This window comes from Aeromonas sp. S9(2024), assembly GCF_041403185.1.
Taxonomy (GTDB): domain Bacteria; phylum Pseudomonadota; class Gammaproteobacteria; order Enterobacterales; family Aeromonadaceae; genus Aeromonas; species Aeromonas enteropelogenes.
Genome location: NZ_JBGLRE010000002.1, coordinates 550,756 through 565,178 on the forward strand (window position 1 = coordinate 550,756; position 14,423 = coordinate 565,178).

The following is a 14,423-nucleotide window of genomic DNA, read 5'->3' on the forward strand; positions in this document are numbered from 1 at the left end:
GGGCGCATGGCTATGCCAGAAATGAAAGTTATGAATAGATCCCATAACCATTGGCTATGCTTTGGCATAACCGACTGGCACTAACGGGTCTGGGTCTGAGCCAGCACCTTGCGACTCTCGACCACTGTGCCTTGCAAGTGGTCCCGCAGGAAGGGATAGGCCAGCTCGCGAAACCAGCGATGGGCCGGGTCCTGATGGTGGCGCTGATGCCACAGCAGATGATAGTGCTGGGTGCGGGTCGAAAAAGGGAGATCCACAAAAGCGAGCTCGTTATTGCAGGAGAGTTGCCAGGCGATATGAGCGGGTGTGGTCATCAGGCAGTCGGTGCGCAGCAATACCTCCACCGCCGCCTGAAAGAAGGGCACTCGGGCAAACCAGCGCCGGGAGAGGCCCTGTGGCGCCAGCACCTGCTCCACCGGGCTATCCTTGTCACCACCACCGCTCACCTGCAGGTGTGGCCAGGCGAGGTAATCATCAAGTGTCAGGCGACGGTCCGCCAGCGGATGCCGGCGGCCCATCAACACAACCAACCGATCTTCCCCCTGATGCAGACCGCGGATCTGATCCGGCACCTGTTCCGTGATGGTGGAGACCAGGTCAAGCTGTGATTGCCACAACTGTGGCAGTTGGCGCTTGTCCCACAAGCTGTACTCAAGCGCCGCCAACGGCGCCTCTTTGGCAAGCGCTGCGCAGATATCGGGCAGGATATGCTGGGCCACGTAATCGGACGAGGCGAGCCGGAATACCCGTTCACAGCGGCCGGGCTCGAACCCGGGCGGCTCATAGAGCCGCTCTAACGCACCGAGAGAGTCCGCCAGCTGGGCGGCCAGGCTTTCGGCTCGCGGCGTCAGCAGCCAGCGTTGCCCCTCCCGCACCAGCAGCTCGTCGCCAAACTCGCTGCGCAGCAAGGCGAGCTGCTTGCTGATAGAAGGCTGGCTCAGGTGCAGCAGCTCCGCCGCCCGGCTGATGTTGCGGGTCTCCAGCAACACCTTGAGGGTAGGCAACAGGTTGAGATTGGCTTTGAGCAAGGTGTCGCCTCGTCGAGGGAGAAAGCCCTATCTTAGGGCAGGCAAGTCCTTCCCTTTAAGCGAAATTTCCCTTGTTTTGCAGCCCATTGCCACATCCTCCCTGCCAGATAACCATGACCACAAGATGACAGTAGTTGTCTCGTGCGGCATAATTGCGCGATTTTCCGCCCGCGGGCGATCCACATTGAGAAGCGGTAACAAGATGAAATACGCCAATATCACCGGTTGGGGCAAATGCTTGCCTCCCTCAGTGCTGACCAACGATGACCTCAGCACCATCATGGATACGTCGGATGAGTGGATCTATCCGCGTACCGGCATCAAGGCCCGCCGGATCTCCCACGTCAGCACCTCGGATCTCGCCACCCTGGCCGGTCGCCGCGCTCTCGCCTGCGCCGGTCTCGAGGCCAGCGATCTCGATGGCATCATCTTGGCTACCGCCACCCCGGACAACCTGCTGCCGAACGCTGCTTCCGCGGTGCAGAAGAAGCTTGGCGCCACCAATGCCGCCGTGTTTGACCTCAATGCTGCCTGTACCGGTTTCGTCTACGCCCTCTCCGTCGCCACCTCGCTGGTACAGACCGGCATGATGAAGAAGGTGCTGGTGATCGGTGCCGAGCGTCTGACCTATCTGCTGGACTGGGCCCGCCGCGATACCGCCGTGCTGTTCGGCGATGGCGCTGGCGCCGTGATCATCGAAGCGAGCGAGCAGGAAAGCGGCCTCATCGCCAACAAGCTCGGCTGCGACAGCGAAGCCAGAGAAATCCTGCATGTGCCAAATTTCGGCACAGATCGCGTGCGTTTTGCCGACATTGACGGCCTATTCACCTTCAATTTCGAAGGCCCTGAGATTTTCAAGCGCGCCGTCCGTGGCATGGGTGAGGCAACCGGCACTGTACTGGAACAGGCCGGCATTGCTCCCGAGCAGATCGATCTCATCGTGCCGCACCAGGCCAATATCCGCATCATCGAAACCCTGGCCAAGCGCATGAACGCGCCCATGGAAAAGGTGATGGTGAACATCGAAAACTACGGCAATACCTCCGCCGCCACCGTGCCCATCGCACTGTGCGAAGCGCTGGAACAAGGCCGCGTCAAGCCGAACTCCTATCTGCTGACCGCAGCCTTTGGCGCCGGCCTCACCTGGGGTGCAGCCATCATCAAGTGGGGCGATCGCATCACCCCCATCAGTCAGTGCGATGAAGAGCTGCCAGCGTGTGAGCAGAGCGCGCTGGAGCTGATCGCCCATGCCGTCGAAGGCTGCCAGCAGGCTCACGCCAGCAAAGCCTGACATGGTTCAAGGAGCCTGCCATGGCAGGCTCCTTATTTGTCTTTCTCTCCTTCGCTACCCCAGATTTCGCTATCTCGCTGATATCGGCGGAAATAACGCTCAGCATCAACTCCCCTTATCAATGCCCTACCTCTTTTTCGGCAAGCAATACTGACTTGCAACCAACTATTTTTTTTACGCTACCCTTACTGAGCCAATAGTAAATATAACCAGGCCCTGGGTTGCCAATCTGGATGGCACAACCCGACGGCCAAGCTAATGACTAGCACAGGGATAAGTTGCGTATGGCACAACACAAAAGTGGCGTGATCAACCCGCTATGGGATCCGGTTTGCTGGCTGAGCTGCATCGGGCTGGGATTGCTCGGTTGCCTGCTGCTTCTGTCCAGATCTTCTTCTTTGCTTTACCTGTTATTGAACGGCGCCTTGGCCATTGGTGCCGCACTCTGGACTTCCCATCGCGTCAATCAGGCCCGCCACACTCACGCCTCAACCGACGAGCAGGACGCCACCCCAGCTTCCTTCGCCAATGCGATCATCGGGCTGGAAGAGGTCTGCCAAAAGGCGGTCCCCATATGGTCACAACAGATAGAGAGCTCCCGGCAGCAGACTGAAGAGGCGATGATCGATCTGACCCAGCGCTTCAGCGGGCTCGCCAACAAGCTGGAAGAAGCGGTCAGCGCCTCCCATCAGGCTGCCGGCGATCTGGGTGGCACCGAATCAAAAGGGATGGCCGCCGTGTTGAGCGAGAGTCAGCTCCAGCTCAATGAGGTACTCAGCCTGATGCATTCGGCCCAGGAAAACCGTGATGCCATGTTGGCAGAAATAAAGAGCCTGACTGCTTATACCCTGGAGCTCAACACCATGGCGCTGGATGTCGCCAAGATTGCCTCCCAGACCAACCTGCTGGCCCTCAATGCTGCGATTGAAGCGGCGCGGGCAGGTGAAGCAGGACGAGGATTTGCCGTAGTCGCCGATGAGGTGCGCAACCTCTCCCGCCTCTCCAGTGAAACCGCACAGAAGATGAGCGACAAGGTCGATACCATCAACGCTGGAATTGGCCGCGTCTCAGAAATTGCCGAAAGCTCCGCCGCCCGGGATCACGTTTCGGTCGCCAACTCGGAGCAGGCTATCGAACAGGTGCTGACCCGCTTTCGTCAGGCGACCGACAGCCTCGCCGAATCGGCTTCCCTGCTGCAAAGCGAAAGCACCGACATTCATCACGAAATCTCCAATGTCATCATTTCGCTGCAGTTTCAGGACAGGGTAAGTCAGATCCTCAACCAGGTACGCAACAACATGGAGCATCTTTCAAACCATCTGAACGACCCGGAACAACAGGTACGCACTTCCGGCCCGATCATGATCGATGCCGATAGCTGGCTGGCCGACATGGAGCTCACCTATGCCACGGATGAGCAGAGGGACATTCATCATGGTCGAACGACCAAGCCTACCGTCAGCAGTGCAGACATTACTTTTTTCTAGGAGAGAAACATGGGTAAAACGATCCTGATCGTGGATGACTCAGCCACCATTCGCCAAGTAGTTGGCATGACGCTGAAAACCGCAGGCTACGACGTACTCGAAGCGCAAGATGGCAAGGATGCCCTCAACAAACTCGACGGCAAGAAGATCAATCTCATCATCAGCGACGTCAACATGCCCAATATGGATGGCATCAGTTTCGTCAAAGAGGCCAAGAAACTCTCCAGCTACAAGTTCACCCCCGTCATCATGCTGACTACCGAATCGCAGGACAGCAAGAAGCAGGAGGGACAGGCCGCCGGCGCCAAGGCCTGGGTCGTCAAACCTTTCCAGCCGGAACAGATGCTTGCGGCCGTCGCCAAGCTCATCATGCCGTAACCTGGAGTCAGCCATGGAATTGCAGCGCGAACAGCAAGGTGACAAGACTGTGCTCACCCTGCCTGACGACGTCACTATCTACACGGTAGCCGAACTGAAAGAGGCGCTCTCTCCCCTGTTGCACCAGGGACAAGAGCTGGAACTCAATCTGGCCAATGTGACTGAAATCGACAGTGCCGGGCTACAGCTATTGCTGGCAGCCAAAAAGACTGCCTTGGCCAATGGCTATCCACTGCACCTGGTCTGGCACAGCCATGCGGTGCTCGAACTGCTGGAGCTGTGCCAATTGTCGGGATTTTTTGGGGATCCCACCCTGTTTCCCCATGCTGAACACCCCTGAATCGCCATGCCGAGGAGTCACCCGTGAGCATCAATCTTGACCTGGCCCTGCAGACCTATATTGCCGAGGCTCGCGAATTGCTTGAAGAAATGGAGTCCTCTCTGCTCTTGCTGGAGGAAAATCCTGACGACAACGAGCTCATCGGGGCCATATTCCGGGCGGCTCACACCATCAAGGGCTCCGCGGGCCTGTTTGGTCTGCTTCCGATCGTGGGGTTTACCCATATTGTCGAGGATCTGCTGGATCAGATCCGCAACCAGCAATTATCGGTGACCTCGGCGCTTATCAAGGATCTTCTGGAGAGCTGCGACCACATTCAATTGCTGATAGAAGTGGTGGCTGAGCAGGGAGATAGCCTGACCGCCGACGCCCTCGCTCGGGATGACAAGCTGCGCCTGGCCCTTATTCGGCACCAGAATGCCCAGGAAGCCCAGTTGCCCGACACGATAATGCCTTCGCCTCCTCCCATCGAAAAAGAGGAAGTGCCGCTGTCCAGCGGTTCCCTTTGGCATATATCTCTGCGTTTTGGGCCTGATGTGCTGCGCAACGGCATGGATCCCGCCGCATTTCTGCGCTATCTCGGCACATTGGGTACCATACGCTCGCTGGAAACCATCCATCAGGCCATACCGGATTGGGAGGAGTTCGATCCGGAAAGCTGCTACCTCGGCTTCGAGGTCGATTTCGATTCCCAGGCAGACAAGGCTGCGATCAGCGATGTCTTTGAATTCGTCAGAGATGATTGCCAGATCGCCATCTTGCCGCCTCACAGCAAGATCAGCGAATACATAGACCTTATCAATGCCCTGCCGGAAGATAGCGAAATGCTGGGGCAACTCCTGGTCAAGACCGGCGCGCTAACCGCAGAAGAACTGCGCCACGGACTCCAGCTACAACATTCGGCCACAGAGCACCCTGCCTCAAAACTGGGAGAGATCCTCATCTCTCAGGGCTCCGTCGATGAAGTCGTGGTCGATGCAGCCCTGAAAAAGCAGCACCAGACCAAGGAGAATAAAAGCAAGGAAGGACGCTATGTCAGAGTCCATGCCGACAAGCTGGATGACCTGATCAATCTGGTAGGTGAACTGGTGGTAGCCAGCTCGGGCGCCAATATGCTGGCCAAGCGCAGTAGAGAGAGCCAGCTACAGGAAGCGACGTCCGTCATCGCCAACCTGGTGGAAGAGATAAGGGACAATGCCTTGCGCCTTCGAATGGTGTCCATCGGTGATACCTTCAACCGCTTTCAGCGGGTGGTGCGTGATGTCAGCCAGGAGCTCAACAAGGATATCGCCCTGGTGATCTCGGGTGCCGATACCGAACTGGACAAGTCGGTGGTGGAGAAAATTGGCGATCCACTGATGCATCTGGTCAGAAACTCGATGGATCATGGCATCGAACCTGCAGAGCAAAGGCAGCTTGTCGGCAAACCGGCAAAAGGAACCCTGACTCTCAACGCCTACCATGACTCCAGTAGCATAGTGATTGAAATCAAGGATGACGGAGCCGGCCTAAACAAGACCAGGATCCTGCAAAAAGCGCAGGAACGAGGCTTGATTGGCGCTGGCACCACGCTCACCGATCAGGAGATCTACAACCTCATCTTTGAGCCTGGATTTTCCACAGCAGAAGCCATTACCAACCTCTCCGGACGTGGCGTCGGCATGGATGTGGTCAAGAGCAACATCACAGCCCTGCGCGGAACCGTGGATCTGGACAGCATTCCGGGCCAGGGCACCCGGGTACAGATAAGACTGCCCCTCACACTCGCCATCATCGACGGCTTTCTGGTCAAGGTGTGTGATACCTATTACGTCATCCCGCTGGATATGGTGATCGAGTGCGTAGAACTGACCTCCAGTGCCTTGGCCGATACTCAGGGGCGAAATTTCATCAACTTGCGAGGGGAAGTCCTCCCCTTTATCCGTCTGCAACACTATTTCGACACCCGGGGCAGCAAGGGGCGCCGTGAGAATATCGTGGTCGTCAGCCACGGCGGCAAAAAATCGGGACTGGTCGTCGACGAGCTGCTGGGTGAATTCCAGACCGTTATCAAACCCCTTGGCAAATTATTCCAGCGTCTGCAAGGGATCAGCGGCTCCACCATTCTGGGAGGGGGCGAAGTCGCTCTCATCCTTGATATTCCCTCGTTGATCCAGCACGCCATCCATCAGGAGTCTGGCCTTATCAACAGGCAGACCCTGGCACGGCTGCAACATCAACCGCGCATCAATTGAGGAAAACACTGTGCAGCACACTTTCAACGTCCCCACCATTCCTCTCGTTCAGTACACGGTCTGTATGCGGGTTGATAGCGTCATCTCCCATGTCCTTCGGCACATATTGGCACAGGAGACCTGGCTACAAGCCAGCCAACCACGCCAGTGGGTGCAGTCTGATGCCACCTGCAGCACACCGCTGAAGCATTCCTCATTTTTTTCAACCGGAGGCTGATATGACCCCATCGACCGAAGTGGCCGTGGTTGCCCCCCCCGCCACATCCCACAGTGATGCCCAGTACCTGACTTTTCTCATCAACGGAGAGATGTTTGCCATCAATATCCTGGGAGTCAAAGAGATCATCGAATACGGGAACATCACCCCCATACCCATGATGCCAAGCTTTATTCGCGGTGTGATCAATCTACGCGGCGCCGTGGTTTCAGTCGTTGATCTCAACGCCCGCTTTGGCAACGCGCCCTCCAACATCACCCGGCGTACCTGCATCGTCATCATTGAAGGCCTACACCATCATGACGATACACAAGGTAGCCAGGATATCGGTGTGGTCGTGGATTCCGTCTCCGAAGTCCTCAGCATTTCACCCAGTGAAATCGAACCGCCCCCCAGCTTTGGTGCCCGGATCAGGGCTGACTTCATCAGCGGCATGGGCAAGGTCAACGGCAAATTCGTCATCCTCATTGATACGGAAAAAGTCCTGTCACTTGAGGAGATGGCACAGCTCAGTGAACTGGCGCAGCAACCGGAAAAATTACCGGAATACATACAGGCATCCTGATTACTCACGCTCAATACGCATTGGCATGTCGCACAAGGATAAGGCTCATGACTCAATCACTGTTTGAAAAGCTCTTCGGCAATGGTTCCAGCTACAACCAGCAGCAAGAGCAGCTAATCAGGCTTGCTGAGGAAACTCGGCTCATCCATCACGCCATCACCCTCGAGCAAACAGCTGGCCAGATAGATCTGTCTACCCTCACCGGCCCGCTACGGGACCTCTGCCACGAGTTCAATGAAACCCTAAACCTGCTGCAAACCCGCTTGCGGAATGCATTGGACACTATCGAGAGCAACCAGACCCAGTACCGGGAGAATCTGCGGGTGCGCAAGGCGCTGGACGGCGCATCGACCAACGTGATGATTGCCGACACCGACCTCAACATCATCTATATGAACGAGGCGGTCACCACCATGCTCGGCCAGGCGGAGCAAGATATTCGCAAGGAACTGCCCAATCTGGACGTTAAAAACTTGATGGGCAAGAACATCGACAACTTCCACAAGAATCCGAGCCATCAGCGGGCCATGCTGCAAAAGCTCGATACAACCTATCGCACTCAGATAACCATTGGCGGCAGAACCTTTTCGCTGATTGCCAATCCCGTATTTGGTGACAATGGCGAGCGGCTAGGGTCAGTCGTGGAATGGGCTGATCGCACCAAAGAGATCGCCATCGAAAATGAGGTCAAGGCCGCCAATGAAGCCGCCAAAATCTCGGCTAATGAAAGCCTCAGGGTCAAGAGAGCACTCGATTGTGCCAGCACCAACGTCATGATCGCCGATACCAACCTCGACATCATCTACATGAACGACTCCGTCACCGAGATGCTCAAGCTGGCCGAGTCGGACATCAAGAAAGATCTCAACAACTTCAATACTGCGAATCTGATGGGGGCCAATATTGACAGCTTCCATAAAAATCCGGGGCACCAGCGGACCATGCTGGCCAAGCTCAACAGTACCTACCGTACCCAAATACAGCTTGGTGGACGTACCTTTGCGCTGATCGCCAACCCGGTATTCAGTGACAGTGGCGAACGGCTGGGGTCGGTGGTCGAGTGGGCAGATCGCACCAAAGAGGTCGCTATCGAGCACGAAATGTCGGAAATAGTACAATCCGTGATCAATGGCGAGTTGCACCGCCGCATGGATCTCGCCGGCAAATCCGGCTTCTTCCATAATCTGGGCGAAGGCATCAACCAGATTGCCAACGTGATCGATACCAGCCTCAATGACGTGATCCGGATCGTGCAGTGTCTGGCCAAGGGAGACCTGACCCAGAAGATAGAGACAGACTACCCGGGGGTCTTTGGTACCACCAAGGATGCCCTCAACAAGACCATCGATTCCCTGACCAATATAGTGACCGAGGTCCGCGGCGCCTCCGACAATCTGTCGAGTGCCGCCGAGCAGGTGAGTGCCACCGCCCAGTCCATCAGCCAGTCCAGCAGTGAACAGGCTTCCAGCATGGAAGAGACCAGCGCATCCATCGAACAGATGAGCGCCAGCATCAACCAGAATACCGATAACGCCCAGGTGACAGACGGCATGGCCAGCAAGGCAGCCAAGGAAGCTGTCGAAGGCGGTGAGGCCGTCCAACTGACCGTCGATGCCATGAAACAGATCGCCAAACGGATTGGCATCATCGACGACATCGCCTACCAGACCAATCTGCTGGCCCTCAATGCGGCCATCGAAGCGGCGCGAGCGGGGGATCATGGCAAGGGGTTTGCTGTCGTCGCAGCCGAGGTGCGCAAACTGGCGGAGCGCAGCCAGGTAGCGGCGCAGGAGATAGGCGAGTTGGCCTCCAGCAGCGTGGAAATGGCGGAAAAGGCCGGCCGGCTACTCGATCAGATGGTTCCCTCCATCAACAAGACATCCGATCTGGTGCAGGAGATCAGTGCTGCCTCTGCCGAGCAATCAACCGGTGTCAGCCAGATTAACCAGGCAATGAGCCAGCTCAGCCAGGTTACCCAGCAAAATGCCTCCTGCAGCGAAGAGCTGGCCGCCACAGCAGAAGAGATGAGCAGCCAGGCAGAGCAACTGCAGCTTGTCATGGAATTCTTCACTCTCGAACAGAGCCACAGGAGCAATGGTCACAACGCCGCACAACCCCAGAACAGTACCAAGGGGCGCTTTGTTCTGGAGGGGAATGGCCGTGAGCAGCCCGGTCTTCCTCCACGACCATTCAACGAGGGAGACTTTGTCCGTTTCTAGTGTGCCGGGGCCTGGGCAACCAGGCCGCTTTGCCGAGCCGGGAGCATAGCCTTGTACCAGACTCAACTTCATGACGACGAATTTGGCCAGTTCCAGCGCTGGTTACATCAGGCCGCAGGTATCGACCTGTCACCGGCCAAGAAAGCACTGGTCGCCAGCCGGCTTTCCAAACGCCTGCACCATTACGAACTGGACAGTTATGGTGACTATTTTCGCCTGATCATGAGCGACCATCATCAGGAGTTGCAACTGGCGCTGGATCTGCTGACAACCAATGAAACCTACTTCTTCAGGGAGTCCAAACACTTCGACTTTCTCTGCAATACAGTACTGCCGCTCGTGCCAAAGGAGCGGACATTGCGGATATGGAGTGCAGCCAGTTCATCCGGGGAGGAACCTTACAGTCTGGCGATGACCCTGGCGGAAAAACACGGCGGCTTCAACTGGGAAATCATGGCCTCGGACATCTCGTCGCGCATGCTGGAACAGGCCAGGCTGGGACGCTACCCCATAGAGCGGGCGCACAATATCCCCATGTCATACCTGATGAAATACTGCCTGAAGGGCATAGGGCAACAGGAAGGCAGTTTCATCATCGACCGCAAGCTGCAGGAGCGGGTGAGATTTTTGCACATCAACCTCATCCAGGAGCTGCCCGACATCGGCATGTTCGATGTCATCTTCATCCGCAACGTAATGATTTACTTCAACAAGGAGACCAAGGCCGAGGTCGTGCAGCGGCTGGTACCCAGACTCAGGACCGGGGGTTACCTGCTTGTTAGCCATGCCGAAAGCCTCAACGGATTACCTCATGGCCTGCATCTGGTTTCCCCTTCCATCTACCAAAAGCGGTGATGATGATGCAACGAGAGATCATGCTGCACCCCGGAGAGTTTTTCTTCGGCCAGGAGGACGCCGTGATCAAAACCCATCTGGGTTCCTGTGTCGCCATCACCATGTGGCACCCACAACATAAATCGGGGGGGATGTGTCACTACATGCTGCCGACCCGGGGAGTCAAAACCACTACCCTGGATGGCCGTTATGGCGACGAAGCGATCACCTTGTTTATCGAAGCCATCCGCCACTATCCGCCCCCGCTCCAGGAGTATGAAGTAAAGCTTTTTGGTGGCGGACACATGTTTGACATAACGCCCCCTGCCGGAGACTACCCCAATGTGGCCGACCAAAATATCCAGGCCGCATGGCAGTTGACCCGGCATCTGGGCCTCACCATAAAAGCGCATCATCTGGGCCTCTCTGGCCACCGAAGCCTCATCTTCGAGCTCAACAACGGCCATGTTTGGGTGCGTCATCATCGTCTGCCACATCATCGAGGGACGGGGGAATGAAACAGATAAGAGTCATGTTGGTGGATGATTCCGCCGTGGTTAGACAGGTGTTGCAAGGGGTGCTGGAACAGGAACCCGACATCAAGGTGATCGCGACCGCCTCCGATCCGTTGTTTGCACTGGAGAAACTGAAGAAGGAGTGGCCGGATGTCATCGTGCTGGATGTGGAGATGCCACGGATGGATGGCATCACTTTTCTCACCAAAATAATGGCCGAGCACCCCACCCCGGTGGTCATCTGCTCATCTTTGACCGAGAAGGGAGCCGAAACCACCCTGCAAGCCATGGCAGCCGGCGCTGCAGACATCATCACCAAACCGACCATGGGCATCAAAAGCTTTCTGCAGGAGTCAGCCCACGATCTGGCCATGGCAGTACGAGCGGCCTCCCAAGCCAACCTCAAGCGACTCGGCAAACCGGCCCCTTTGCAGGTTGCCACCAAAATCCATGCCGACGCCATACTGGCGCCGACGCGAGATGCCATGGCCCAAACCACGGAGCGACTCATCGCCATCGGTACCTCCACCGGCGGTACCCAGGCACTGGAGGCTGTGCTGACGGCCCTTCCCCGGGTCAGCCCGGGGATCGTCATCGTGCAGCATATGCCGGAGAAATTTACGGCATCATTTGCCGCTCGCCTTAACGGGTTATGCCAAATCGAGGTACGGGAGGCAAAAAACAATGACAGGGTCATCCCGGGGCTCGCGCTGATCGCCCCCGGCGGCAAGCACATGCTGCTCAAGCGAAGCGGTGCCTACTACCATGTGGAGGTGGTCGACGGTCCCCTGATCAATCGCCATCGCCCTTCGGTGGATGTGCTGTTTCGCTCCGTGGCCAAATACGCGGGCAAAAACGCGACCGGCATCATCATGACCGGCATGGGAGACGATGGCGCCAGAGGGCTCAGGGAGATGCTGGATGCCGGTGCCAATACCTATGCCCAGGATGAGGCCTCCTGTGTGGTGTTTGGTATGCCAAAGGAGGCGATCAAGCTTGGTGCCGCACGCCACATACTCCCGCTCGACGAGATGCATCACGCCATTCTCGGCAGATAGCCACTCTGTTGGCCGGCCATAAAAAAATCCGGCTCCCCTGGGGGAGCCGGATTGGTCAGCCAGACCGGGCAAGCCCGGTCAGCACTGCGTCTTAATCTGCAGCAGGCGCTTCGGCAGCGACCGGAGCGGCATCGGCAGCCGGAGCAGCGGCTTCAGTCGGCGCGTTGGCTTCCTTGATGGAGAGGCGTACGCGGCCCTGACGGTCCACTTCCAGTACCTTCACCTTCACCACGTCACCGATCTTCAGGTAGTCGGCCACGTTCTGCACACGCGCATCGGTGATCTGGGAGATGTGAACCAGACCGTCTTTGCCCGGCAGGATGTTGACGAAGGCGCCGAAGTCGGCCAGACGGACAACCTTGCCTTCGTAGATACGGTTCACTTCGATCTCGGCGGTGATGGCCTCGATGCGGCGGATCGCTTCCTTGGCGGCGTCACCGTCAACGGCGGCGATGCGGACGGTACCGTCATCATCCAGCTCGATGTTGGTGCCGGTCTCTTCGGTCAGGGCGCGGATCACGGAACCACCCTTGCCGATGACGTCCTTGATCTTCTCCGGGTTGATCTTGATGGTGTGGATGCGCGGGGCGAAATCGGAGATCTCGGCACGCGGAGCCTGGATGGCTTCGTCCATCACTTTCAGGATGTGCAGGCGAGCACCACGAGCTTGCTTCAGGGCAATCTCCATGATCTCTTTGGTGATGCCTTCGATCTTGATGTCCATCTGCAGGGCGGTCACACCTTCGGTGGTACCGGCAACCTTGAAGTCCATGTCGCCCAGGTGATCTTCGTCACCCAGGATGTCGGACAGCACGACGAAACCTTCTTCTTCCTTCACCAGGCCCATGGCGATACCGGCGACGGAAGCCTTGATCGGCACACCGGCGTCCATGAGCGCCAGGGAGGAACCACAGACGGAGGCCATGGAGGAGGAGCCGTTGGATTCGGTGATTTCAGAAACCACGCGCACCACGTACGGGAACTCGTCGGCGCTCGGCATCACGGCGGCAACGCCGCGCTTGGCCAGACGGCCGTGACCGATTTCGCGGCGCTTCGGGCTGCCCATCATGCCGGTCTCACCGACGCAGTACGGCGGGAAGTTGTAGTGCAGCATGAAGCGATCGGCGCGGTTGCCGGTCAGCTCGTCAATGTTCTGGGCGTCACGCTCGGTACCCAGGGTCGCAACGACCATGGCCTGGGTTTCACCGCGGGTGAACAGGGCGGAGCCGTGGGCACGCGGCAGTACGCCGGTGGCGACGGACAGGGCGCGGATCATCTCAGGATCGCGACCATCGATACGCGGCTCGCCACGGACGACGCGACCACGGACGATGCGGCTTTCCAGGCTGTGGAACTCTTCGCCGATCTTCTTGGCATCTTCTTCCACGCCGGAAGCGATCACTTGCTCAACCACGCGAGCCTTGATGGCACCGATGGTTTCGTAACGCACGGCCTTCTCGGTGATGCGGTAGGCTTCACCCAGCTCGGCAGTGGCCAGCTCGGCAACCTTGGCTTTCAGCGCTTCGTTGACGGCAGGCGCAGTCCAGTTCCACGGCTTGGTGCCGACGTCGGCAGCGAATTCGTTGATGGCGTTGATAACGGCCTGCATCTGCTCGTGACCGAACACCACGGCACCCAGCATCACCTCTTCGGAGAGGATGGCCGCTTCGGATTCCACCATCAGCACGGCGTTGGCGGTACCGGCAACCACCAGATCCAGATCGCTCTGGGGCAGTTCGGTAGTGGTCGGGTTCAGCACGTACTGACCGTTCATGTAACCCACGCGGGCTGCACCGATCGGGCCGCCGAACGGGATGCCGGAAATGGCCAGTGCCGCGGAGGCACCGATCATGGCAACGATGTCGGGAGAGACGGCCGGGTTCACGGACATGACGGTGGCAACCACCTGAACCTCATTGAGGAAGCCTTCCGGGAACAGCGGACGAATAGGACGGTCGATCAGACGGGAGATCAGGGTCTCGCCTTCGCTCGGACGGCCTTCACGACGGAAGAAGCCACCCGGGATGCGACCAGCAGCATAGGTACGCTCCTGGTAGTTGACGGTCAGCGGGAAGAAATCACGGCCGTGATCGGCCTCTTTCTTGCCAACAACGGTCACGAAGACGCAGGTATCGTCCATGCTGACCATCACGGCCGCAGTGGCTTGACGGGCCATCACACCGGTTTCCAGTGTGACGGTGTGTTGACCGTACTGGAATGACTTTACAATAGGATTCACGTGAATTTCCTTTTTACA

At 57.6% G+C, this 14,423-nt stretch carries 12 protein-coding genes; 10 read left to right on the forward strand and 2 right to left on the reverse strand.

What is annotated here, in order from left to right:
* Positions 1-80 precede the first annotated feature (80 nt).
* Positions 81-1,028, reverse strand: a complete 948-nt coding sequence (locus tag ACB028_RS05800) for a LysR family transcriptional regulator (RefSeq protein WP_223378858.1) — start codon at positions 1,026-1,028, stop codon at positions 81-83.
* 202 nt (positions 1,029-1,230) lie between these two features.
* Here ACB028_RS05800 and ACB028_RS05805 point away from each other — a divergent pair, with 202 nt between their 5' ends.
* The 10 genes from ACB028_RS05805 (at position 1,231) to ACB028_RS05850 (ending at position 12,166) form a co-directional block, all read left to right on the forward strand.
* Positions 1,231-2,319 (forward strand): ketoacyl-ACP synthase III, encoded by a 1,089-nt coding sequence (locus tag ACB028_RS05805; protein WP_371143737.1) that lies wholly within the window; start codon positions 1,231-1,233, stop codon positions 2,317-2,319.
* A 284-nt stretch (positions 2,320-2,603) separates the two neighbouring features.
* Positions 2,604-3,806, forward strand: coding sequence for a methyl-accepting chemotaxis protein (locus ACB028_RS05810; protein WP_371143738.1), 1,203 nt, complete (start codon positions 2,604-2,606; stop codon positions 3,804-3,806).
* A gap of 9 nt (positions 3,807-3,815) precedes the next feature.
* Positions 3,816-4,184, forward strand: a complete 369-nt coding sequence (locus ACB028_RS05815; RefSeq protein ID WP_026455745.1) for a response regulator — start codon at positions 3,816-3,818, stop codon at positions 4,182-4,184.
* Between the two features lie 13 nt (positions 4,185-4,197).
* Positions 4,198-4,524, forward strand: a complete 327-nt coding sequence (locus ACB028_RS05820; protein WP_342010269.1) for an STAS domain-containing protein — start codon at positions 4,198-4,200, stop codon at positions 4,522-4,524.
* 23 nt (positions 4,525-4,547) lie between these two features.
* On the forward strand, positions 4,548-6,758 hold the full coding sequence (locus ACB028_RS05825) for a chemotaxis protein CheA (protein WP_371143739.1): 2,211 nt from the start codon (positions 4,548-4,550) through the stop codon (positions 6,756-6,758).
* A 218-nt stretch (positions 6,759-6,976) separates the two neighbouring features.
* A complete protein-coding gene (locus ACB028_RS05830) occupies positions 6,977-7,540 on the forward strand; it encodes a chemotaxis protein CheW (RefSeq protein WP_061476111.1) in 564 nt (187 codons plus the stop codon).
* Between the two features lie 47 nt (positions 7,541-7,587).
* Positions 7,588-9,759: a methyl-accepting chemotaxis protein gene (locus ACB028_RS05835; protein WP_371143740.1), complete on the forward strand. Its 2,172-nt coding sequence runs from the start codon at positions 7,588-7,590 to the stop codon at positions 9,757-9,759.
* Between the two features lie 51 nt (positions 9,760-9,810).
* Positions 9,811-10,614 (forward strand): protein-glutamate O-methyltransferase CheR, encoded by an 804-nt coding sequence (locus tag ACB028_RS05840; protein WP_026455742.1) that lies wholly within the window; start codon positions 9,811-9,813, stop codon positions 10,612-10,614.
* 5 nt (positions 10,615-10,619) lie between these two features.
* A complete protein-coding gene (locus ACB028_RS05845; protein WP_216994141.1) occupies positions 10,620-11,111 on the forward strand; it encodes a chemotaxis protein CheD in 492 nt (163 codons plus the stop codon).
* The gene (locus ACB028_RS05850) at positions 11,108-12,166 is read left to right on the forward strand and encodes a chemotaxis response regulator protein-glutamate methylesterase (RefSeq protein WP_042073275.1); all 1,059 of its coding nucleotides are present in this window, start codon (positions 11,108-11,110) and stop codon (positions 12,164-12,166) included. The genes ACB028_RS05845 and ACB028_RS05850 overlap by 4 nt, the downstream gene beginning before the upstream one ends.
* A 91-nt stretch (positions 12,167-12,257) precedes the next feature.
* Here the strand turns inward: ACB028_RS05850 and pnp are convergent, their stop codons facing one another.
* Positions 12,258-14,405: a polyribonucleotide nucleotidyltransferase gene (gene pnp, locus ACB028_RS05855; RefSeq protein ID WP_042073278.1), complete on the reverse strand. Its 2,148-nt coding sequence runs from the start codon at positions 14,403-14,405 to the stop codon at positions 12,258-12,260.
* Positions 14,406-14,423 lie beyond the last annotated feature (18 nt).

Coding starts and splice junctions, on each gene's coding strand:
- ACB028_RS05805 (WP_371143737.1), top strand. CDS start 1,231: ATGAAATACGCCAATATCACCGGTTGGGGCAAATGCTTGCCTCCCTCA.
- ACB028_RS05810 (WP_371143738.1), top strand. CDS start 2,604: ATGGCACAACACAAAAGTGGCGTGATCAACCCGCTATGGGATCCGGTT.
- ACB028_RS05815 (WP_026455745.1), top strand. CDS start 3,816: ATGGGTAAAACGATCCTGATCGTGGATGACTCAGCCACCATTCGCCAA.
- ACB028_RS05820 (WP_342010269.1), top strand. CDS start 4,198: ATGGAATTGCAGCGCGAACAGCAAGGTGACAAGACTGTGCTCACCCTG.
- ACB028_RS05830 (WP_061476111.1), top strand. CDS start 6,977: ATGACCCCATCGACCGAAGTGGCCGTGGTTGCCCCCCCCGCCACATCC.
- ACB028_RS05835 (WP_371143740.1), top strand. CDS start 7,588: ATGACTCAATCACTGTTTGAAAAGCTCTTCGGCAATGGTTCCAGCTAC.
- ACB028_RS05845 (WP_216994141.1), top strand. CDS start 10,620: ATGCAACGAGAGATCATGCTGCACCCCGGAGAGTTTTTCTTCGGCCAG.
- ACB028_RS05850 (WP_042073275.1), top strand. CDS start 11,108: ATGAAACAGATAAGAGTCATGTTGGTGGATGATTCCGCCGTGGTTAGA.